Below are 20,360 nucleotides of genomic sequence, written 5' to 3'. Positions count from 1 at the left end.
CCCCTCAAGATGAGATTTCCCAATTAGTAAGACCCCTTGAAGACGACGAGGTAGATAGGTTGGAGGTGGAAGCACAGTAATGTGTGGAGCTGACCAATACTAATCGGTCGAGGGCTTATCCTAAAAGATTAAACCCCAAAAAGTGACGTGAAGCTTTGCAGCAACACCGAATACTTTTCGGGGGCCCCGGATGAACAACTAGCACTAACTTTCGCATTCAGTTTTCAAGGTTCAAACCTTGAACATCATATTGGCTAATGCCAATGCTGTTTGGTGGCGATGGCGGAGGGGTTCCACGCGTACCCATCCCGAACACGACCGTTAAGCCCTCCAGCGCCGATGGTACTTGGACCGCAGGGTCCCGGGAGAGTAGGACGTCGCCAAGCAAATGAAATAGCCCACTAACTATTTTAGTTGGTGGGTTATTTGTTGTCCACAGCTTATCCACAACGATGAATAGGTATGTTATTGAAGAAATATGCACAGAGGGATAACTTTATAAAGTGAAAAATCTCGTATATATAAGCCGTCCCATCCACAATTTCTGTTGAAAACGTGTTCATAACATTGGATAACTACACGATAATAATTCGATATTTCGCAAAATTACGAAGTTATGCACATTCTACCAATGATTCACTTATCCACACGTTGATAAGTTTCAAAGATAATTGAATCGTAAAATATTTATTCAGTGAGGGCCAGATTAGTGCCACTTACACTATAGGTAAGTTAATAACGATCCACATCGTATACACTCCAAGTTCATAATTCTATCTCGCACTTCTTCATGTTCACTCATTAAAAGTTATGAAATCCTAATATTGATGCTTTTATGTGATTATGGAAATGAAGTTAATTGTAAGCGTATTCCCTATGTATGCACCGAGATGTCGAGGTTAAATGCGCAGAGCATCATTTCTGTTTTGTCTCTTCCTATCCGCTATGCAATGACCAATGCGGTGAAGGAAATCGTACAGCATAAGAAGTCAGTTTAGGAAGTGCTCAATTCTATGCAGAAGGGATTGGAAGAGAAATTGGATGCTGAGCGAGAAAAGGAAAATACGAAAATATTCATAGTTATGGATGAAATAAAAAAGAGTTATCGAATGCCTGGTGCAATTTGATAACTCTTTTTTTGTATGGAAGCAGAGAAGGATGATGTAACAAACAGTATCAGTTTTCATTTGCAAACTGGCATTACGGAGTTGGTCGTTCACATTTCATTTCTGATTTTATTCTTAAATCTTATTCATTGAATGTTAAGTTGAGTATTACATGTTCAATGTTAGCATAAAAAGAGGGTTCAAAAATGAAACATAGGAGGAAATAAAACAAGTGCACATTAAAAAAGCAATTCTAGCATCTATGATCGTATCCACTATGTTAGTTGCCGTGGCAGGCCCGATTCCTGCAGGGGCCGCGGCTGCGCAAGAGCAGAAGCAAGCGGATAATAAGAAGGTTCAAATCGACCAGAAGCTGGCCGCCAAGCTGCAAAGAGCGATCAAAATATATGCGGGGAAAGAGATCAAGCTGAAGAATATCGGCGAGAGGATAGAATTCTCTCCGAGTGCCAAGGTTGATTCCGTAGACGGAAAATATGCTATCCGCTTTATCATTGATAATGGGAAAATATGGGGTATTGATGAAAAGGTCACAATCGATAAAATCAGTAAAGAGGATCAGGAGAAAATCTTGACAGTGTTAAAAAAAGCATATGCAAATAAAACATATGCCTTTAACAAAGAAGTGATCATGCAGCGAGGCTATGATGGCGAAAAAGAAAAACTAGGTGTGAATTTGTCGTATACGTTGACAGGGAAAGATTTTGATGTTTCCTTTGCAAAAGAAAATTCCGCTAAAGAGCTAAAAGGTACTGTTGGTGGTTTTAAGATACAGTTTACCAAGGAAGAGCTCGATCCGAAGCTCATGGAAACGGCAGTAAATGCGACAAAAACGGCATTCAATCATGATTTGGAAGTTACAAACGCTAAACTAACAAACGGCTTTACATGGACACTTGAGGACAAGGGCGTAATGGTAGAAATAGAGAGGGGAGAGCTCACTAAGGTATCTCATAAAACGCGTAAAGCGGTAACGACTAATAAAGAAATTACGGATAAAGAGGCTAAAGACGTGGTTGCACCGCTTGCCAAGGAATTATTCAATATGGATATTGCGGAATTGGAAGTGAAGTGGGTCAGCGAATATGAAAATTACTACTTCTTCAAAGACAAAAAACCGGTTCTGAGGGCAGCACTGGACGCTAATAAGAACGTAGTGTCCATAACAGCAGGTGTCGGAGCATTATACGGATTCTGAATAGGGCGAGTTTGAACATTAAAGAGTTATTGAATTGCATGGCGCAATTTAATAACTCTTTTACATTTGAATATTCGCATAGGAGACAATCATAGAAGTGCTTCGAAAGTCCCCTACCCAGAAAGGATATATTTATCAGACTGCTGATGGGGCAAGACAAAAGTTAAAACCGGAATATCGGAACAGCCCGCTGCAAAGCACACTTCTATGGAAAGAATAGTAGAGATGGTGTCACAAATGAGCGAATTGATATTGTTATATATTGTAGGTGAATACACCAGTGGTACACCATGAGAATATGAAACATTGGAGGGGTTAGTATGAATTTGAAAAAAGCAGTTGTAGCATCCATGATCGTATCCAGTTTGTTGGTTACGCTGGCGGGCCCGACTTTTGTAGGAGCCGAAGCAGCAGGAGGAAAGAAACAAGAGCAAGCATCAAGCAGCAGTGTTCAAATTGATAAAAAGGTTGCTGCCAAGCTGCAAAAGGCTGTACAAAAATTTGCCGGCAAAGATGTCAAGCTGCAAAATGTCGGCGAACTAGTTCGTCCGAATGGCACGATGGCGAAGGTTCAATCCGTGGACGAGGTCTATCAAATATTTTTTGATCATAAAACAGGACAAGTATGGACTTTGAACGGAAAAACAACTATCGACAAAATCAGCAAAAAGGATCAGGACGATGTTCTGAAATTGTTGAAAAAAATGTATTCGGGGAAAACATATGCTCTTGATAAAGAGGTGATCTTGGAACGTTACTATGAAGATAAAAAGGGACAATTCAGCCAAGAGTCCACTTATTATCTGAAGGGGAAAGGATTTGAAGTATCGCTCGTTAAAAATGATCCGGATCTAAAAGATTATATTAATCGAGCCCGGATCGAATTTGCTAAGGAAGAGCTTGAAGCGAAGCTGTTGACAGCGGCGGAGGAAGCGGTGAAAACGGCGTTAGACCATCAATTTAACATAACAGAGGCTTATCTTGTTAGTAATACTAAAAAAAACGCATGGGAATTAAAGGACGGCAGTTCTACTCTTTACGTAGATGAACAGAGCGGGAAGGCAACTAACTTATTCCATAATACGCGCAAAAAGGTGACGACGAGCCAGACGATTACGGCAAAAGAGGCAAAAGAGGTGGCCGCTCCGCTCGCCAAGGAATTATTCAGTATCGATATTACGGGATACGAAGTAAAGTGGGATAGCTTATATCAAGACTACTGCTTCGTTAAAGATCAAGAAACCAGAGTAAGAGTGGCATTAGATGCCAATAAAAAGGTAGTGTACCTTAAATCCGGGGCAAATGCACTTTTTGGAGGGGAAGACCCTGTTGCAAGCAGACTAGAAGAAGAATAATGCAAAAAGGTAAGTGAAAATCATCCATTTGAAGCATCCGAAAGGGTGCTTTTTTTAATATGCTCCGTTACTTCTGTGCAAACATTAATGTTCTCTTAATTTTTATTCATATAAAGTTTCGTGGTTAAGTTCTATTCCATTCATTAGCATTATAGTTATCAAGTGTTCCATTAAAGGAGGAAATAAAATGAACATGAAAAAAGCAATTCTAGCGTCTATGATCGTATCGAGTATGTTAGTTGCCGTGGCGGCGCCAATTCCTGTTGGAGCCGAGGCTGCGCAAGAGCAGCAGAAGCAAACGGATAATAAGAAGGTTCAGATCGACCAGAAGCTGGCCGCCAAGTTGCAAAAAGCAGTAAAGCAATTTGCGGGGAAAGAGATAAAGTTGCAGGAGGCTGCCGAGACTACATTTGCTACAAATGCAAAGGTTACATCGACAGATGGAAAGTACGCAGTCCACTTCGATTATAAGAAAGGTGAAGTATGGGAGATCAATGGAACGATTAAATCAGCAAACAGGATCAGGAAAAGGCTCTGAAAATGCTGAAAGGAGCATACGCAAAGAAAACATATGTCTTAGATAAAGAAGCGGTCATGAAGCGGCGCTATGACGATAAAAAAGGAAAACTGCAAGATCATTATTTATCGTATGAATTGACAGGGAAAGATTTTGAAGCACTTCTGTCCAAGGATAAGTGGGGAGAGACACCAGTAGAGTATGTCAGTCTTTCGATAAAGTTAGCCAAGGAAGAGCTCGATTCAAAGTCGCTGGAAACGGCAGCAAAAGCGATAAATGCGGCTTTCGATCATGATTTGAATGTAACAGAGGGGTCTCTTAGTTCTAACGGAGACAACTATCATATGTTGTCACTTAAGGATAATGATGTATCACTTGAGATGGAAGCAAAAAAGGGAAAGGTCTTGAATGTATTTCATCATACAAGAAAAAAGGTAATGACCGACCAAGAGATTACGACAAAAGATGCAAAGGCAGTGGTCGCTCCGCTTGCCAAGGAATTATTTAATATTGATATTTCGGGATTAGAAGTGAAGTGGGACAACCTATTTAAAGATTATTGCTTCGTTAAAGGCAAAGAAACGGTATTGAGGGCAGCATTGGATGCCGATAAGAACGTGGTGTACCTCATATCGGGTGGCACAGCATTATTGGGGGGGCATTAGACGTTAGGGTTTCATTGCAAACTGCGCTTGAATAAAAAAAGGAGCTAGAAGTATGCATAATAGATGGAAAATTGTGATCTCGTTGCTTATGATCGTTTCCTTAATGAGCGGATGCTTCGGTAAGAAGGAAGTGCTAGAGCCTTTGCAGCCAAGCAAAATCAAAGTGATCTATCAGGATGAGGAAGCCTTTTACCACGACTACGGGAAGTATTTTCATATGAAATATCCGCAGATTGAGGTCGAGGTTATCTCCGAGACTCAGGTGCTTCAAAATCTAGGGAAAACGATTCGTGCAGAGGATTGGGATACGGAAATAAAGAAGCTGTTGGTGAACTCCGGTGCAGACGTAATAAAGCTGGGTGATGCGAAAACGTTTAAATCATTTGCTGAAGCTGGCAGGTTATACGACTTGGAAGAAATGATCCGGCAGGACGACTATGATATGAAGGGCTTTTTGCCAGGGCTGATCGACAGAATCAAAAGCTTAGGCAACGGCAAGCTGTATGGGCTTGCTCCTTATGTGGATAGGGAAGTTTTGTACTATAACGCAGCGTTGTTCAAGGAGCATCAAATCGAACCGCCGAAGAACAATATGACATGGCAGGAAATGTTTGATTTGTCAGCGAGGTTTGCCAATATCGGAAGCGGAGAAAATAAGGTGTACGGGTTCTATGAATGGTCTGGGGATATAGGATTCATTTTGTACAAAATTGCCGATTCCTCCGGATTGAAGCTGCTCGACCCGAAGGGAGAGAAGGTGCTTCTGAACTCAGATGGCTGGAAGAAAGCCATCAAGCAGGTAACGGATGCTGTACGCAGCAAATCTGTATTTTTGCATCCTGAAGGTCAAATTTACACACAAGAACTTAGAGATGGAGTTGCTATGGAGATAGGCAGCGCTTACAAAACTAGGGAGCTTGTATTGACCAAGCAAGATTGGAATGTAGTTACGGCTCCGGTAGATCCTGCAATGGATTCTTCATCCATTACCTTTTCTCCCATCTACGCAATTGCGGCCGACTCAGCCAACAAGCGGGCAGCTTGGGAACTCGTCAAATTCGTGAATGGTCCGGAGATGGCGCAGGCCCGTTCGCGGACACTGGAAGGCAAGCTTCCTTCACGCAACGGTTATATGAAGGATATCAATGGCAGAAGTACGGATGCATTTTATATGCCGAAGATCAGGCAGGAAAGCGGCCTTTATGAAAGTCTTCCATTCGAGTTCCTCAGATTATTTTATAAACCGCTTCGTGAGGAGCTGTTGGCCGTAGTTGCGAACGAGAAGTCAGTTGATGAAGCAGCTGCCGCGTTGGAGGTAAAAGCGCAGGAACTGCTCTTAAAAGTGCGAGAATCTGCAAACAAGGATAAAAGGAAATAGGGAGTGTAGAAACGTGTTAAAGAGTGGGAAGACCGTAATTATGCTGCTGACGATCATGTCTCTCTTAAGCGGCTGCTTCGGAGAACGGTCAGAGCTTGCGCCATTAAAAGACGGCAAAGGGAAGATCAGGGTTGTCTATCAAGATGAAGATCGGTTTTATAGTGACTATGGGAACTTCTTTAAGATGATGAACCCCGACATCGATATTGAGGTTATCAGTGAAGAGGAATTGTTCGATGAAGCTGAAAAAAACGGGTCATTCGATTTAAATGAGGAAAAGAAAAAGCTGCTTGATAAAGTTAAGCCGGATGTGCTGTTTTTGAATGAAAGCATGTTTGAGGCCTTCGCTCAAGAAGGAAGGTTGTATGACATAGAGCCGGCTATCAGCCAGGATCAATACAATTTGGACGGATTCATGCCTGGTCTTATCGACAGGCTGCGAGCAAAAGGGAATGGGAAGCTGTACGGGCTCACTCCTTCCTTCGAGACGAATGTCATCTATTATAATCGCAACTTGTTCAAGAAGCATCAAATCGAGCCGCCAAACGGGAAAATGACGTGGAAGGAGCTTATTGATCTGGCAGCGAGATTTTCGAGCGACGGATCGGGAAAAAAGCAAGTGTTTGGCTTGTATCAAACGAGAGGGCCGGCAAGTTTGATGTATGATATCGCCGCTGCATCGGCACTTAAGCTCGTTGATGCGAAATCAGGTAAGCTGTTGATAGAGTCAGATGGTTGGAAGGAAGCAATGAAGATGACGGCGGATGCCGTCCGTAATCATGCAGCCTATGCTCCTCCCCCAGTGGAGGAAGGCGAACAGCTTGATGGATACGAATATACCGGAGACTATTTGAAGCAGTATAGCCGATCTAACGAGATGTTCTACATGGGCCAAGCGGCAATGACGATTCAACCGCCGTGGTTTGCTTCCTTTTTACGGGATATTCCCTACTACTCAAAGACACCGGAGATCGACTGGGGCATCGCGGCCGCGCCTGTTAATCCTGCAAAGCCTGATGAATCGGCTTACGTGAAATTGTCGGAGATCTATGCCATATCTGCGGATTCTCCGAACAAGCGGGCAGCTTGGGAATTTGTCAAATTCGTGAATGGGCCGGAAATGGCGCAGGTTGCTGGGAAGGCAATGAACGATACGCTGCCTACGCGATTAGACTATTTCAAGGATTTTAGAGGGCGGGAAACGGAGGCTTTTTACCTCCTGAAGCCAATGGAAGCTAGCAGTGTCTTAGATAAAAAAAGCATTCCACCAGGTTTCCAAGCTGAATTCGATTCGTTATTGTCGAATTCACTGAATTCCATAATAAACAAAGAAGAAACGCTGGACAATGCGGTTTCCGAGCTTCAAATCAAGGGGCAAGACATGTTAGATCGATTGCGAGAAACCAAGTAGGAGCAATAAGCGAATTAAGTTGAATCTAATTGTTCAATGTTGGCATGAAGAGAGTACTCATGTATTAATACATAGGAGGATTACTATGAATATCAAAAAAGCAATTCTAGCGTCTATGATCGTATCGAGTATGTTAGTTGCCGTGGCAGGCCCGATTCCAGCAGGGGCTGAGGCTGCGCAAGAACAGAAGCAAACGGATAACAAGAAGGTTCAAATCGATCAGAAGCTGGCCGCCAAGCTGCAAAAGGCAATCAAACAATATGCAGGGAAAGAGATTAAGCTGAAGAGTGTCGGCGAGAAGATAGAATTCTCTCCTGATGGTGCAAAGGTTGAATCCGTAGACGGAAAATACGCTATCTGCTTTAATGTTGGAAGTGGTCGGATATGGCAGATTGAAGAAAAGGTCACAATTGATAAAATTAGTAAACAGGATCAGGAGAAAGTCCTGAATACGTTAAAGGGGGCATATGCCAAGAAAACATATGTCTTTGATAAAGAAGTGATCAAGTCCCGTGGCTATGATGGTGATAAAGAAAAGCTAGGTGTAAGTTTGTCGTATAAGCTGACAGGGAAGGACTTTGAGGTATATTTCTTCAAAGAGAATACTGCTAAAATGCCGAAAGATGCAGTTAGTGCGTTTACAATAAAATTCACCAAGGAAGAGCTCGACCCGAAGTTGTTGGAAACGGCAATCGGAGCAATAAAAACGGTATTCAATCATGATCTAGAAGTTACATCCGCTAATCTAAGACGCTTTACATGGACACTTGAAGATAAGAACGTATCGCTTGAAATGGAGGAGGGAAAGGTCACTAACGTATATCATAGAACACGTAAAGCGGTAACGACCAACAAGGGGATTACGGAAAAGGATGCCAAAGAAGCGGTTGCTCCGCTTGCCAAGGAATTATTCAATATGGACATTGCGGATTTAGAAGTGAAGTGGGACAGCACCTTTAAAAATTACTACTTCATTAAAGACAAACAACCCGTATTGAGAGTAGCACTGGACGCCAATAAGAACATAGTGCTCTTAACATCAGGTGTCAGAGCGTTAAGTGGGTTCTGAATAGGGAAGGTTTGAATATGAAAGAGTTATTGAATTGCATAGCGTAATTTGAGAGAAAAATATCCATACAATCATACATAAGGGGAAATAAAATGAATATCAAAAAAGTAATTCTGGCATCAATGCTTGTATCCAGTATGTTGGTTGCCGTGGCAGATCCAATTCCTGCAGGAGCAGGGGCTGCGCAAGAGCAGCAATTGGATCGCTGGACAATTCAAATAGATCCGAAGTGGACGGAAAAGCTGAATCAAGCGGTAAAATTATTTGCCGGAGAAGACGTGCAATTGCAAAAGGTAGGTAAGCTCGATTTCAATAATAAGAATGCATCAAAAATAACAGAAGTGCGATCTGTAGATGGTAAATATTCATTACAATTTGATTATGATACAGGGGTTATCTGGACGGTAAGCGGCAAAACCGCTACGATTGACCAAATCAGCAAGCAGGAACAGGAAGACGTATTAAAGTGGTTGAAAGCGATATATCCAAAGAAGAAGTATGCATTTGATAATGAAGTTGAGGTGATTCACCAGTTTACGGATGAGAAACTCTCAAAAACGTCAAAAGCAGAGGTTAGAGAGGAGAAGACGTACGAATTGAAAGGAAAGGATTTCTCCGCTTCCTTACACAAATTAGATGGCATACCAGAACATATCGGTCATATCACGATTGACTTTGATAAGAAAGAGCTTGATCCGAAACTGCTGAAAACAGTTGTTGATGCTGCTCAAACTGTTTCTACAAATAAATTTGAAATGACGACTGCTCAGCTTCGCGTCGATTTATCGCCAATTATCTCAAAGAATAAACCCAATATAACATGGGTGTTCCATGATGGCAAAGTTACGATTTATGCAGATCCCAATACAGGGAAAATCAATAGTATTTACAATGAGCTTGGAAAACAAGTACGCGAAAATAAAGGTATTTCCGAAAAAGAGGCGAGAGAAGCGGTCGCCCCAATAGTGAAGAAAGTATTTAATATCGATATGAATGGATATAGCGTGAAATGGGATGGAACAGAAAAGGATTTTGCTTTCACCAAGAAAAATGGCATGAATGTAAGAGCGGCATTGGATGCAAATAAAAAGGTCGTGTACATTCGAGTCGGAAGAGCTGCTGCTCCTGGGATCATTAAGTATGCAGCCGATTTGGAAGCGAAACCCCATTAAACGCCTACAAACGAACCATTTCATTATATTTTGACTCCGTATCAAATAATCCACTGGCTTCTATGCGTCGGTGGATTTTTTTATTTGAAACCATCTTCATTCAGAATAGTAGAGATGATGTCACAAATGAGAGGAGTGAAATTGTTATACATTGTAGGCGATCACCACTTTACGAATAAAAAACGTCCAAAACTTTAAAAGTAGGGTGGAACATAGGAGGGTTTAGTATGAATTGGAAGAGAACAGCTCTAGCATCTTTACTCGTATCCAGTATGTTGGTTACCTTGGCAGGGCCGATTCCTGCGGGTGCTGGGGCAGCGCAACAGCAGGAACAGCAGCAATCGAATAGTAAGAAGATTCAAATCGATCAGAAGCTGGCCGCCAAGCTGGAGAAGGCAGTAAAACAATTCGCAGGGAAAGAAATTAAGCTGAATATGCAGGGCACTTCCCAATCCATAAGCGATCAGGTGCAGGTTAAGTCGGCAGATGGAAAGTATAGTGTGAACTTCAAGGAGAAAACAGGAGAAATTACTACGATTAGAGGCTATCAAACCATCGATAAAGTCAGTAAGGAGGATCTGAACGAAGTACTGAAAGTATTAAAAGGGTTATATGCGAAGAAAGACTATACATTTGCTAAAGAAGTTCATGTCGATCTGCACGATGTAGAATCAAAGACGCCCTTTAGCATGTATTCGTTAAACGGGAAAGGATTTTCTGCCTTACTTATGAAAAATTATCCGGGGTGGCCGACAAAGATTCATGTTTCAGCCCAAGTCGAAGTTGCCAAGAACGAGCTTGATCCAAAGCTCATGGAAAAGGCAGCCGGGGCAGTAAAAACAGCTTTAGGCCACAATTTTGAGGTGACGAAGGCTTGGGTTGGAGGTACTAATAAAAAAAGTACATGGAAACTTAAAGGTGGAAATATTACGCTGTCCTTGGATGGAACAGGGAAGACCGAATATATTTATGATATTTCGCGAAAACAATTGACGACGAACAAAGAGATTACGGAAAAAGAAGTGAAAGAGATAGTCGCGCCGATTGCAAAGAAGTTATTCAATTTGGACATCCAGGGGCTTGAAGTAAAATGGGACGGTGCTTCCAGAGACTTCATCTTCAATCAAAAGAAAGATACGAAAATGACCGTGGCGCTGGATGCCGATAAAAACGTAGTTTATATGTTTTCCGGGGTAAGAATGCTTCTGGAGGATTTAGAAAGAGATTAAACCTTAATAAAAAGGAGAAGATAATATGAATCTAAAAAAAGCAATTTTAGCAACAATGATCGTATCCAGTATGTTCGTTACACTTGCGGGCCCGACCTTTGTAGGAGCCGAAGCAGCAGGAGGAAAGCAGCAAGAACAAACATCGGGCAGCAGTATTCAAGTTGATAAAAAGGTTGCTGCCAATCTGCAAAAGGCCGTGAATCAATTTGCAGGGAAAGAGATAAAGTTGAAGTTCGAGAAGGCCTTTAAACATCCATTTGATTTGGCGACGGTTCCTTCGGCAGACGAATTATACAAAGTAGATTTTAAGCCAAGTACAGGGGAACTGATCACAATTAAGGGGATTCAAACGCTTGATAAAGTGAGCAAGGATGATCAAAAGGAACTGCTGAACAAGTTGAAAGGGATGTACGCCAAGAAAGCCTATGCATTTCATAAAGAGGTTCAAATCACTCAGAGCTATGACAAAGGAAAGGTTTCACAAACCTTTTATATATTAGAGGGAAAAGACTTCATGATTTCTTGGATGAAATATCCACCTGGGCAATCAAAGAATAAAAATTATATTGGAGCAGCCGTTATTCAAGTAGACAAGAACGAGCTAGAACCGAAATTACTCAAAACGGCAGCGGATGCAGTGAAAACAGCTCTCGATCAGGAATTTGAGGTAAAGAAAGCCGAGCTTGGTTATTATGCCGGCAGCAAAGGTGACACGTGGAAGCTTAAAGGTGATCATATTACTCTGGCTGTTGAAGCAAAAACAGGAAAGACCGAGTATGTATATGACGTTGCGCGAAAACAAGCAGACAAGGCAGTAACAGAAAAAGAAGTGAAAGAAATAGTCGCGCCGATTGCCAAAAAATTGTTCCATATGGACATTCAGGGACTTGAAGTGAAATGGGATAAATCAGCGCGTGATTTCTGTTTTATTCAAAATAAAGAGACAAAAATGTCAGTTGCATTGGATGCTGATAAAAACGTAGTTTATATGTTTGCTGGAGATAGAATGCTAATGGAAAAATGAAGTGGATCGATCAATAACTCTCTTCCGAGGAAGAGAGAAATCCAAATGGCATAAAAAAAGAGTTATCGAATTGCTTAACGCAATTTGATAACTCTTTTTGTCGTATACCGATGGCCGGACTCGAACCGGCAAGCCTCTCGGCACCGCATTTTGAGTGCGGCGTGTCTGCCAATTCCACCACATCGGCAAAATGAATATGGGGCGATCGAAGGGAATCGAACCCTCGAGTGTCGGAGCCACAATCCGATGCGTTAACCACTTCGCCACGACCGCCATATTGATTGCTCAACAGAATCTTAATTTAGCATACTTCCGACATGATTTGCAACAAGGAAAATATACCAACAACATTTTTTGTGACTCACTCGTCTTCTATTTCATAGAAAAGGCGTTTTCTGCTTTACTTTCACCTTTTCTTTCATCATTGTAAGCTGGCTGCAAGTCAATTCGATGTCATGGCATGAGGTCAACGTATACACTGTACGTAAGGGTTATGTTTCAAAATGAATAATAGCTCTTACATATAAGAAGGGGAGGCGGTTACGAATGAAAAAACAAAGAAAAGGTCATCTGGTTCACGCATCGGTATTTATGCCTCTGCCTGCTCAAGAAACAATAGCACATCGCAAGGTACCGAATGCGGCCCAAGATGAGCCTCATCGTCCTACGAAGAAAGAATCAACTATGATACATGAACAAACGGAAACGATAGCACAACCTGCCCATATGCCACACCGAATGAAGTGGAAGCGTTGGGTCATATATAGCTTGATCATTGCAATTCTTACCCCGATTATTGGGTGGGTAGGGATGGCGGCAACAGGGACGGCCTGGATTGATCAAGGCAAGCTCATAACGTTCCGTGAGCAGATTGCACAAGAAGCGAATACAGCCAAGGGACAGCATATGGTTCAACTGGAGCATATGGCTTCCTTTATACCGCAGGAACTGATGGCCATTGAGGATCATCGCTTCAAGCTTCATCCCGGCATTGATCCGATCGGGCTGGCGCGGTCAGTCTGGATAAATGTGACGAAGCAGCAGAAGGCACAGGGCGGCAGTACGATTACGATGCAGCTGGCGCGCAACTTGTTCTTAACGCATGATAAGACATTTTCCCGTAAAATGAAGGAGATGGCGATAGCGGCCAATCTGGAGTGGAATTTTAGCAAGCAAGAGATATTGGAAATGTACCTGAATAAAGTATATTTCGGACATGGACAATATGGCATCGAGAATGCAGCACGCTATTATTTCGGCAAGACGACACGAGTCAATGGCGATCTTCCTACGGTTAACAAGGCAGAAGCAGCGATTCTCGTTGGATTGCTTAAGGCACCTGAACGCTATTCCCCAGCGAAGAATATGAAGCTGGCTCTCCAGCGCCAGCATGTTGTATTGAAGCGTATGAAGGATTTGGGCTGGATGACAGAGGCAGAGCGCCAAGCAGCGCTGAAGACACCGATTGGTGTCGTTATCCACAATAAAGGAAAATAAAGAAAAGGCACACTTGATCAAGCTCGGATGAGCTGCGACAGGTGTGCCTTTTTTTGTGTACTCATGGATAAAACGCTGAATGACGTGATTAATTTTCGTGCAAAAGCAATTTTCTCAGGAATGAGACATATATATGAATCGGCGCCTATGAAATCTTTTACAGGAAAATAAGATGATGTATAAAATTGAACAGGGAGGAATAAGGGTTGAAAAAGAAATTACTAAGTACGGCTATGTCTATGTTTCTTGTCTTTGCACTTATGGGAACTGCTCAGGCAGCGACTCCTGAGAATCCATGGAAGTTCAGCTCAAGCTCTATCCAGTTCTACAATGATGGTTCCAATAGCTTCTATAAAGGCATTTGGAATACAGGGGCAAGTCGGTGGAGCGGGACAGGCAGTGTTACAATGGGGACAGGCACGAAATATGATTTTCGGGCAGGAAATCAGAAAGTATCGCCAACGAAAGATAATGATTGGGATGGAATTTGCTACACTACATATTCGAATGGGATTGCCTCCAAAACGCGTGCTTGGGTAAACGAATACTACACAACCCAAAGTCGATATTCCCCTTCTATTACGGAGGGAGTTGCCACACATGAATTAGGGCATGCATTGGGCCTTGCACATAATGACAGTGAACCTTCGGTCATGAAATCTTTTACCTTCTGGTCTGATGGTTCGCTTGCTAGAACCAATACATCCCCAACATCTGCTGATAAGGACACGGTTAAGAAGAAATACGGGACGATCGCTTTATCGCAAGCGAATCCATCGACTCCCGTTGTGCATATTGACGCTAGTTGGGCATATGGGTACAGAAACTATACAGCACTCGCCAACGCTGTTGACGCAATCGTAGAAGGACAGGTTGTGCAGGAGAATGGGGTTCGCAAATCAGGCAGCGGTGCGCCTGAAACGTACCGAACTGTATCTGAGTTCCAAGTATCGGAGGTACTCAAAGGGAACGCATCTCTCAAAAATAGTACGATCAATGTACTTCAACTTGGTGGACGCGATCAGGAAGCCATTGTCGTCTCAGACGATACGACTCCATTGAAGCAAGGAGATCAATCCATTCTGTTCTTGAAGCAAAATGAGGACGGTACCTATCGCGTCGTGAATGAGGATACCTCGATTTTCATGAAGGTAACGAACCAGACGCTCCAGGATGGAAATATGGAGATGTACCAGAATCAGAAAAGCAAGGCGCTCGTTAGCAAAGAGGATTTGAAAGGTATTTAGTTCTCTTTCCTAGCAGCCTTAATATAGAGGTTATTCTTCACCTCAACAGCGATAGCTGTTTCTTCATTAATTCCTTTTATTTTATACAGCTTTGTTCCTACGGGGTAAGTGTTAGAGAAGCTATCTCCACTTGAGTCTTCCTCCCGATTTGAGGATGATTGGATTTCTCCCAGCAGTTTGTCGATCTGTTGAACCTGATCATCACTGCCAACATATCGATTCCCGTGGAAGATGATCATATTGTTGTAGGGCCAGCTTGCGCTCGTTTCCGTTTGTTCACTCGTGCAGCAAGCAGTCAGTATAAGCATCATGCATGAGATAGTGAAAATGGCAAGCAGCTTTTGCATATGGCAGCCTCAACTCCTTCGTACTCATTAACGGTATCGTGAACGGTTATGTTGCGTGAATGAAGCAGAAGCACATTAGGATCCGCGAATGTTGCCTGTACCCGGGTAAAAAGAACGTCTGAGTATGGAATCTGAGCCGGTGAATGCGATCAATCACGATACTTTTGGAATAGCCTTATTGTATAATAGGGAGAGAAAGGGGCTGTTACATAGGATGAAAGATTGGACTTGGATCGTATTCATTTATTTACTCATCATAAATGTAGTTGGATATCAAATGATGGTTGTGGATAAGCAGCGGGCACAGAGGCATCGCCGCCGTATTCCGGAGCGGAAGCTGTTCTTGTCAGCTTGGCTTGGCGGTGCGCTAGGCGTGTTGATAGCGATGTATAATAAGCGCCATAAGACACAGCATGTTACCTTTACAGCAGGCGTGCCGTTTATATTGCTGGTGAATATTTTTGTGTTTGGTTTTATTTTGCTGCGGTTTGGTTAAATAATAAGCACAGCACTAGTAAATTATGGGGAAGTGTGGTGGGAGTTATGAAATTTCAACGCATTCTTGTCGCATATGATGGATCGGAACCGTCCCGCAAGGCTTTACAGCACGCGGTAGGACTCGCGGAAGCAAGCGAGCAGTCTCAAGTACGCGTCGTGCATGTATTTCAGTTCCCGCAATATTTTGTTGGTACGGCTTATGCTACTGCTTCAGCGGAGACAAACGAGGAGCTGTACGAATACGCAGAGCGTTTACAGCAGGAAGCAGAGGGCAAAGTTGCAGCGCTTGGCGAACGAGCGACGGTTGTCCTTCAGCAAGGCCCTCCTGGTCAAGCAATTATTGATGAGGCAGATGAGTTCAATGCGGATCTTGTTATTATCGGAAGCCGCGGCTTGAACGGGTTGAAGGAATTCGTGCTTGGCAGTGTCAGCCATCATGTTGTGCAGCATGCAAAGGTCCCGGTATTGGTCATTAAATGATGCATTGGCCTGTCGGTCGTACATGATCTTGTAGAGGCAAGTAGGCAAGCAAGAGGTATATGATCGTGTTGATCTCGAAATAGGAGAGTAAGGCGAAAAGTGAAGTTGAATGTGAACGTATATATGTGAGTGAGTATCATTGTTAGCATATGGAAACATAGGTGAAAGCATAAGTGTAAGCATCAGTAAATGATAGCAAATTTGAAAGCAAAGTATAAATAAGTAAACGAGAGAGAAGCCAACAGTAGGAGTGTATCCTGCTGTTGGCTTTTTAAGTTGGACGGTAAGTAGAATCATAAATCGAGTCTTAGATCCAATCATAGGTCGGAATTAATCAAGGATTCTGAATATTTAATGATGCTAACAATGTGGAAATTGCCAATAAACGAACATTAACTATTATTTATTATTTATTATTCGCATTTTGTTGTTGACACGCTATGTTAAGCCTTGTTAAACTGTAGGCACAAGATGGATAAGCGAATATTGTTTCTCGTATAATTCCGGGAATATGGCCGGAAGTTTCTACCCAAGAACCGTAAATTTTTGGACTACGGGAATGACGAACAGGCAAGACTGTTCTCGCTTTTTCACGTCGCCGACAGATGTCGGGGCTTGATGGGAGCCTGATCATTCTGCCCAGAGCGGAAGAAATCCGCTTGTTTGCTCATTCCGTATACTTAGTCGATGATACGTTCAGGGGGAACTCCTGAACGTTTTTTTGTTATGTAGTAGTGGTCAGGTTGGACATTGTCGAAAGCGGGGGATTGCGATGGTGAACACAGCGAGTCACGAACAAGGCATTGTGCCGGTAGTAGGCGTCATTATGGGAAGCAAGTCCGATTGGGATACGATGAAGAAGGCGTGCGAAGTGCTGGAGGAGATGGGCGTTGCTTATGAGAAACAGGTAGTGTCCGCACACCGTACGCCAGACGAGATGTTCCGCTATGCCGAGACGGCGGAGGCAAGAGGAATCCGTGTCATCATTGCCGGAGCAGGCGGTGCTGCGCATCTGCCGGGCATGGTAGCGGCGAAGACGGTACTGCCGGTTATCGGCGTGCCGGTGAAGTCATCGCATCTGAACGGGATGGACTCGCTTCTGTCCATCGTGCAGATGCCGGCGGGCGTACCCGTGGCGACCGTCGCGATTGGACCGGCGGGCGCGACGAACGCCGGGCTGCTGGCCGTGCAGATGCTCGGCATGCACGATGAAGTGCTGCGCGCGCGCATCGCGGCGCGCAGGGAAGCTGTTCGGCAGCAGGTGCAGGACACGGGGGCGCTCGAATGAGCGCGCCTGTGAACGGCCGCACGCTGCCGCAAGAGCGCCCGAGCCGGGCGGACGCACCGGTGCTTGTTCCCGGTGCAACGATTGGCGTGCTGGGCGGCGGCCAATTGGGCCGCATGCTGGCGCTTGAAGGCGTGCGCATGGGCTATCACTTCACAGCGCTCGATCCAGCACAGGACGCGCCATGCGGCGCTGCTGCCGAGATGATTACAGCCGCTTATGACGATGCTGACGCTGCACACGAGTTAGGCCAGCGCGCGGATGTTGTCACATACGAGTTCGAGAATGTATCGGCCGAAGTGGTGGAGCGATTGGAGCGGGAAGCTTACGCGCCGCAGGGCAGCCATCTGCTGCGCATTACGCAGCATCGCTTGCGGGAGAAGGAAGCTCTCACCGCCGCGAACGTACCGGTGGCGCCATATGCAGCCGTAGCTTCCGCTGCTGAGATTCAACAGAGGCTGGAAGCGTTCGGCGGGGCAGGTGTGCTGAAGACAGCAATCGGCGGATACGATGGCAAGGGCCAGCGTATCATTCGCCACCCAGACGAGGCGGAAGGGGCTTATGAGGCGCTTGCCGCTCTCACCTCGGAGCTCGTACTGGAGGAGTTCATTCCATTCGAGCTGGAGCTGTCCGTCATTGCGGCGCGCAGCCCTCGCGGCGAGATCGCTGTATTCCCAGTTGCGGAAAACATTCATCGGCATCATATTCTGCATATGTCCATTGTGCCTGCACGCATTCCGCAGCATATCCAGGACGAAGCAGAGCGGCTTGCGCGCCGTATTGTCGAGGCGCTGGACGTCGTTGGCCTCATTGCTGTTGAGATGTTTCTGACCGCTGACGGCCGCCTGCTTGTGAACGAGCTTGCACCACGCCCGCACAATTCGGGACACTACACGATGGATGCCTGCCGCACTTCGCAGTTCGAGCAGCATCTTCGCGCCATATGCAACTTGCCGCTTGGCAGTACGGAGCTCCATACCCCTGTCGTTATGGTGAACTTGCTCGGCGAAGACGCTTTGGACATGGTACAATGGTTCCGTGCTGACGATCCGGCAGCCAGCCGCCTTGGCGTGACGCCGAAGCTGCACTGGTACGGCAAGTCGGAAGCGAAGGCGAAGCGCAAGATGGGGCATATTAACATACTAGGGCCGGACATCGATACTGCGCTCGAATGGATGAATTTTACGGACTTGTGGAGGAATGCAAACGATGATTGAACGGTATTCGCGCCCGGAGATGCGGGCGATTTGGACGGAAGAGAATAAATTTAAAGCTTGGCTTGAGGTGGAGTTGTGTGCGTGTGAAGCATGGGCTGATCTTGGCGTCATCCCGCATGAAGACGTAAAGAAGCTCCGCGAGCATGCAAGCTTCGATATCGAACGGATCTATGAGATTGAGGCAGAAACGCGCCACGACGTGATCGCCTTCACTCGCGCAGTATCTGAGACGCTGGGCGAAGAGCGGAAATGGGTTCACTACGGCTTAACGTCAACGGACGTCGTGGATACGGCGCTTGGCTATTTGATGAAGCAGGCGAATGAGATTATCGACCGCGATTTGTTGAATTTCATCGAGATTTTGAAAAATAAAGCACTTGAATATAAAGATACGCCAATGATGGGTCGTACGCACGGTGTGCATGCAGAACCGACAACATTCGGACTGAAGATGGCACTATGGTATGCAGAAATGCTCCGCAACTTAGAGCGGTTCCGTCGCGCAGCGGAAGGCGTCGAGTTCGGCAAAATGTCCGGTGCAGTTGGGACATATGCGAATATTGACCCATCTGTAGAGAAGTTCGTATGCGCGAAGCTTGGTACGAAGCCAGCGCCGATTTCGACGCAGACGCTGCAGCGTGACCGTCATGCGGAGTACATGGCATCGCTTGCACTTATCGCGACATCGCTTGATAAGTTCGCTACTGAGATTCGCGCCTTGCAGAAGAGTGAGTTCCGCGAAGTGGAAGAAGCATTTGCGAAGGGCCAGAAGGGCTCATCAGCAATGCCGCACAAGCGCAATCCGATCGGTTGCGAGAATATTTCCGGCTTGTCCCGCGTAATGCGCGGATATATGCTGACCGCTTATGAGGATGTGCCGCTCTGGCATGAACGCGATATTTCGCACAGCTCGGTAGAGCGTATCATCCTGCCGGATGCGACGATGCTGTTGAACTACATGCTTAACCGCTTCATGAACATCGTGAAGAACTTGACGGTGTTCCCAGAGAATATGAAGCGCAACATGCAGCGCACTTTCGATGTTCCGTTCTCCGGCCGCGTCATGACGAAGCTGATCGACAAGGGCTGGGCGCGTGAACAGGCTTACGACACGGTACAGCCTCGTGCGATGCAGGCATGGGAAGAGCAGCGCAGCTTCCGCGACATTATTGAGAACACACCTGAGATTACGGCTGTTCTTAGTGCGGAAGAGATCGCGGATGCGTTCAATCCTGCATGGCATTTGAAAAATGTAGATACGATCTTCCGCCAAGTGGGCTTGCTTGATTAAGGCTTGCAGCAGGACGAAGCAGATTGGTAGTGGTTAGCAGCAAGGTTGCTGGTTAGCGCGAAATTGCAGTGTGGTGAGTAGCAAAGTTGCAAGCTGCCTTGAACTAGTCGTGACTTGTTGGACTGGCAGCCGGCACTTGAGTCCATAGCGAGACTAACATTATCTAGTACACAATTGAATGATGAGCTTGGTTCCTACTCGTCCCCCTAAGATGACGTGTAGGCAGCTCCCGTAGGCTGTCGCCCTGACGGCCGAATGCAGGCGGTCTCTTCCTTCCCTCCAACCACGATCGGAAGAGACTGCTGCAGCGGGTGCGATATATGGGAGGGTTCCTTTTAAAGGTTGTTCGATTCTAT

Annotated in this window: 18 protein-coding genes, 2 tRNA genes, 2 rRNA genes and 1 riboswitch; of the genes, 19 read left to right on the top strand and 3 right to left on the bottom strand. The window is 45.0% G+C overall.

All coding sequences use genetic code 11. The features are described 5' to 3' along the window. The 12 genes from ABN764_RS20625 to ABN764_RS20570 all read left to right on the top strand — a co-directional run. Positions 1 to 123: ribosomal RNA gene (locus ABN764_RS20625) — 23S ribosomal RNA — on the top strand; the annotation flags it as partial. Between the two features lie 146 nt (positions 124 to 269). After that, positions 270 to 386, top strand: a 5S ribosomal RNA gene (rrf, locus tag ABN764_RS20620). A 952-nt stretch (positions 387 to 1,338) separates the two neighbouring features. Then, a complete protein-coding gene (locus ABN764_RS20615) occupies positions 1,339 to 2,322 on the top strand; it encodes a hypothetical protein (RefSeq protein WP_446672946.1) in 984 nt (327 codons plus the stop codon). Between the two features lie 320 nt (positions 2,323 to 2,642). After that, positions 2,643 to 3,677 carry a hypothetical protein gene (locus ABN764_RS20610; RefSeq protein ID WP_446672945.1) on the top strand — a complete coding sequence of 345 codons (1,035 nt, stop codon included), beginning with the start codon at positions 2,643 to 2,645 and terminating at the stop codon, positions 3,675 to 3,677. A 187-nt stretch (positions 3,678 to 3,864) separates the two neighbouring features. Further along, positions 3,865 to 4,215, top strand: a complete 351-nt coding sequence (locus tag ABN764_RS20605) for a hypothetical protein (protein WP_446672944.1) — start codon at positions 3,865 to 3,867, stop codon at positions 4,213 to 4,215. Positions 4,216 to 4,217: 2 nt separating this feature from the next. Next, a complete protein-coding gene (locus ABN764_RS20600) occupies positions 4,218 to 4,859 on the top strand; it encodes a hypothetical protein (RefSeq protein WP_446672943.1) in 642 nt (213 codons plus the stop codon). A gap of 52 nt (positions 4,860 to 4,911) precedes the next feature. Further along, on the top strand, positions 4,912 to 6,237 hold the full coding sequence (locus ABN764_RS20595; protein ID WP_446672942.1) for an ABC transporter substrate-binding protein: 1,326 nt from the start codon (positions 4,912 to 4,914) through the stop codon (positions 6,235 to 6,237). A gap of 13 nt (positions 6,238 to 6,250) precedes the next feature. Next, positions 6,251 to 7,648, top strand: a complete 1,398-nt coding sequence (locus ABN764_RS20590; RefSeq protein ID WP_446672941.1) for an ABC transporter substrate-binding protein — start codon at positions 6,251 to 6,253, stop codon at positions 7,646 to 7,648. A gap of 85 nt (positions 7,649 to 7,733) precedes the next feature. After that, a complete protein-coding gene (locus ABN764_RS20585) occupies positions 7,734 to 8,717 on the top strand; it encodes a hypothetical protein (RefSeq protein ID WP_268624893.1) in 984 nt (327 codons plus the stop codon). A gap of 92 nt (positions 8,718 to 8,809) precedes the next feature. Beyond that, the gene (locus ABN764_RS20580; RefSeq protein ID WP_268624894.1) at positions 8,810 to 9,889 is read left to right on the top strand and encodes a hypothetical protein; all 1,080 of its coding nucleotides are present in this window, start codon (positions 8,810 to 8,812) and stop codon (positions 9,887 to 9,889) included. A 227-nt stretch (positions 9,890 to 10,116) separates the two neighbouring features. Beyond that, positions 10,117 to 11,118 carry a hypothetical protein gene (locus ABN764_RS20575; RefSeq protein WP_268624895.1) on the top strand — a complete coding sequence of 334 codons (1,002 nt, stop codon included), beginning with the start codon at positions 10,117 to 10,119 and terminating at the stop codon, positions 11,116 to 11,118. A gap of 25 nt (positions 11,119 to 11,143) precedes the next feature. Beyond that, positions 11,144 to 12,142: a hypothetical protein gene (locus ABN764_RS20570; RefSeq protein ID WP_446672940.1), complete on the top strand. Its 999-nt coding sequence runs from the start codon at positions 11,144 to 11,146 to the stop codon at positions 12,140 to 12,142. Between the two features lie 105 nt (positions 12,143 to 12,247). Here the strand turns inward: ABN764_RS20570 and ABN764_RS20565 are convergent. Together ABN764_RS20565 and ABN764_RS20560 are read right to left on the bottom strand one after the other, a co-directional pair. Beyond that, positions 12,248 to 12,329 (bottom strand) — tRNA-Leu (locus ABN764_RS20565). 10 nt (positions 12,330 to 12,339) lie between these two features. Further along, a tRNA-His gene (locus ABN764_RS20560) sits at positions 12,340 to 12,415 on the bottom strand. A 273-nt stretch (positions 12,416 to 12,688) separates the two neighbouring features. Here ABN764_RS20560 and ABN764_RS20555 point away from each other — a divergent pair. Beyond that, the gene (locus tag ABN764_RS20555) at positions 12,689 to 13,639 is read left to right on the top strand and encodes a transglycosylase domain-containing protein (RefSeq protein ID WP_174809890.1); all 951 of its coding nucleotides are present in this window, start codon (positions 12,689 to 12,691) and stop codon (positions 13,637 to 13,639) included. 206 nt (positions 13,640 to 13,845) lie between these two features. Beyond that, positions 13,846 to 14,886, top strand: a complete 1,041-nt coding sequence (locus ABN764_RS20550; RefSeq protein WP_446672939.1) for a matrixin family metalloprotease — start codon at positions 13,846 to 13,848, stop codon at positions 14,884 to 14,886. Here ABN764_RS20550 and ABN764_RS20545 read toward each other — a convergent pair. Next, positions 14,883 to 15,233, bottom strand: a complete 351-nt coding sequence (locus ABN764_RS20545; RefSeq protein ID WP_083545368.1) for a hypothetical protein — start codon at positions 15,231 to 15,233, stop codon at positions 14,883 to 14,885. The two genes, ABN764_RS20550 and ABN764_RS20545, sit on opposite strands and share 4 nt — an antisense overlap. A 214-nt stretch (positions 15,234 to 15,447) precedes the next feature. Between ABN764_RS20545 and ABN764_RS20540 the strand changes: the two genes are divergently transcribed. The 5 genes from ABN764_RS20540 to purB all read left to right on the top strand — a co-directional run bounded on the left by ABN764_RS20540 (position 15,448) and on the right by purB (position 20,004). Then, positions 15,448 to 15,729 carry a DUF1294 domain-containing protein gene (locus ABN764_RS20540; RefSeq protein ID WP_072731979.1) on the top strand — a complete coding sequence of 94 codons (282 nt, stop codon included), beginning with the start codon at positions 15,448 to 15,450 and terminating at the stop codon, positions 15,727 to 15,729. A 47-nt stretch (positions 15,730 to 15,776) separates the two neighbouring features. Continuing rightward, complete coding sequence (locus tag ABN764_RS20535; RefSeq protein ID WP_446672938.1) at positions 15,777 to 16,211, top strand: universal stress protein; 435 nt, start codon at positions 15,777 to 15,779, stop codon at positions 16,209 to 16,211. A gap of 473 nt (positions 16,212 to 16,684) precedes the next feature. Continuing rightward, positions 16,685 to 16,785: riboswitch (purine riboswitch) on the top strand. A gap of 198 nt (positions 16,786 to 16,983) precedes the next feature. Continuing rightward, positions 16,984 to 17,499, top strand: a complete 516-nt coding sequence (gene purE, locus ABN764_RS20530; protein WP_232055443.1) for a 5-(carboxyamino)imidazole ribonucleotide mutase — start codon at positions 16,984 to 16,986, stop codon at positions 17,497 to 17,499. Continuing rightward, positions 17,496 to 18,713 (top strand): 5-(carboxyamino)imidazole ribonucleotide synthase, encoded by a 1,218-nt coding sequence (gene purK, locus ABN764_RS20525; RefSeq protein WP_446672937.1) that lies wholly within the window; start codon positions 17,496 to 17,498, stop codon positions 18,711 to 18,713. Before purE ends, purK begins: the two co-directional genes overlap by 4 nt. Then, on the top strand, positions 18,706 to 20,004 hold the full coding sequence (purB, locus tag ABN764_RS20520; protein ID WP_021254990.1) for an adenylosuccinate lyase: 1,299 nt from the start codon (positions 18,706 to 18,708) through the stop codon (positions 20,002 to 20,004). The genes purK and purB overlap by 8 nt, the downstream gene beginning before the upstream one ends. The last annotated feature ends 356 nt before the right edge of the window (positions 20,005 to 20,360 follow it).

It is taken from the genome of Paenibacillus wuxiensis (assembly GCF_040195695.1).
GTDB lineage: Bacteria > Bacillota > Bacilli > Paenibacillales > Paenibacillaceae > Paenibacillus_B > Paenibacillus_B suaedae.
Note: the sequence above shows the minus strand (reverse complement) of the source record. Positions and strands in the feature narration are given on the sequence as shown.

Excerpts from the sequence above, each read along its gene's own strand:
- purE (WP_232055443.1), top strand. The coding sequence starts at position 16,984 with ATGGTGAACACAGCGAGTCACGAACAAGGCATTGTGCCGGTAGTAGGC.
- ABN764_RS20540 (WP_072731979.1), top strand. The coding sequence starts at position 15,448 with ATGAAAGATTGGACTTGGATCGTATTCATTTATTTACTCATCATAAAT.
- ABN764_RS20600 (WP_446672943.1), top strand. The coding sequence starts at position 4,218 with ATGCTGAAAGGAGCATACGCAAAGAAAACATATGTCTTAGATAAAGAA.
- ABN764_RS20585 (WP_268624893.1), top strand. The coding sequence starts at position 7,734 with ATGAATATCAAAAAAGCAATTCTAGCGTCTATGATCGTATCGAGTATG.
- ABN764_RS20555 (WP_174809890.1), top strand. The coding sequence starts at position 12,689 with ATGAAAAAACAAAGAAAAGGTCATCTGGTTCACGCATCGGTATTTATG.
- ABN764_RS20605 (WP_446672944.1), top strand. The coding sequence starts at position 3,865 with ATGAACATGAAAAAAGCAATTCTAGCGTCTATGATCGTATCGAGTATG.
- ABN764_RS20535 (WP_446672938.1), top strand. The coding sequence starts at position 15,777 with ATGAAATTTCAACGCATTCTTGTCGCATATGATGGATCGGAACCGTCC.
- ABN764_RS20595 (WP_446672942.1), top strand. The coding sequence starts at position 4,912 with ATGCATAATAGATGGAAAATTGTGATCTCGTTGCTTATGATCGTTTCC.
- ABN764_RS20580 (WP_268624894.1), top strand. The coding sequence starts at position 8,810 with ATGAATATCAAAAAAGTAATTCTGGCATCAATGCTTGTATCCAGTATG.
- purK (WP_446672937.1), top strand. The coding sequence starts at position 17,496 with ATGAGCGCGCCTGTGAACGGCCGCACGCTGCCGCAAGAGCGCCCGAGC.
- purB (WP_021254990.1), top strand. The coding sequence starts at position 18,706 with ATGATTGAACGGTATTCGCGCCCGGAGATGCGGGCGATTTGGACGGAA.
- ABN764_RS20570 (WP_446672940.1), top strand. The coding sequence starts at position 11,144 with ATGAATCTAAAAAAAGCAATTTTAGCAACAATGATCGTATCCAGTATG.
- ABN764_RS20575 (WP_268624895.1), top strand. The coding sequence starts at position 10,117 with ATGAATTGGAAGAGAACAGCTCTAGCATCTTTACTCGTATCCAGTATG.
- ABN764_RS20545 (WP_083545368.1), bottom strand. The coding sequence starts at position 15,233 with ATGCAAAAGCTGCTTGCCATTTTCACTATCTCATGCATGATGCTTATA.
- ABN764_RS20610 (WP_446672945.1), top strand. The coding sequence starts at position 2,643 with ATGAATTTGAAAAAAGCAGTTGTAGCATCCATGATCGTATCCAGTTTG.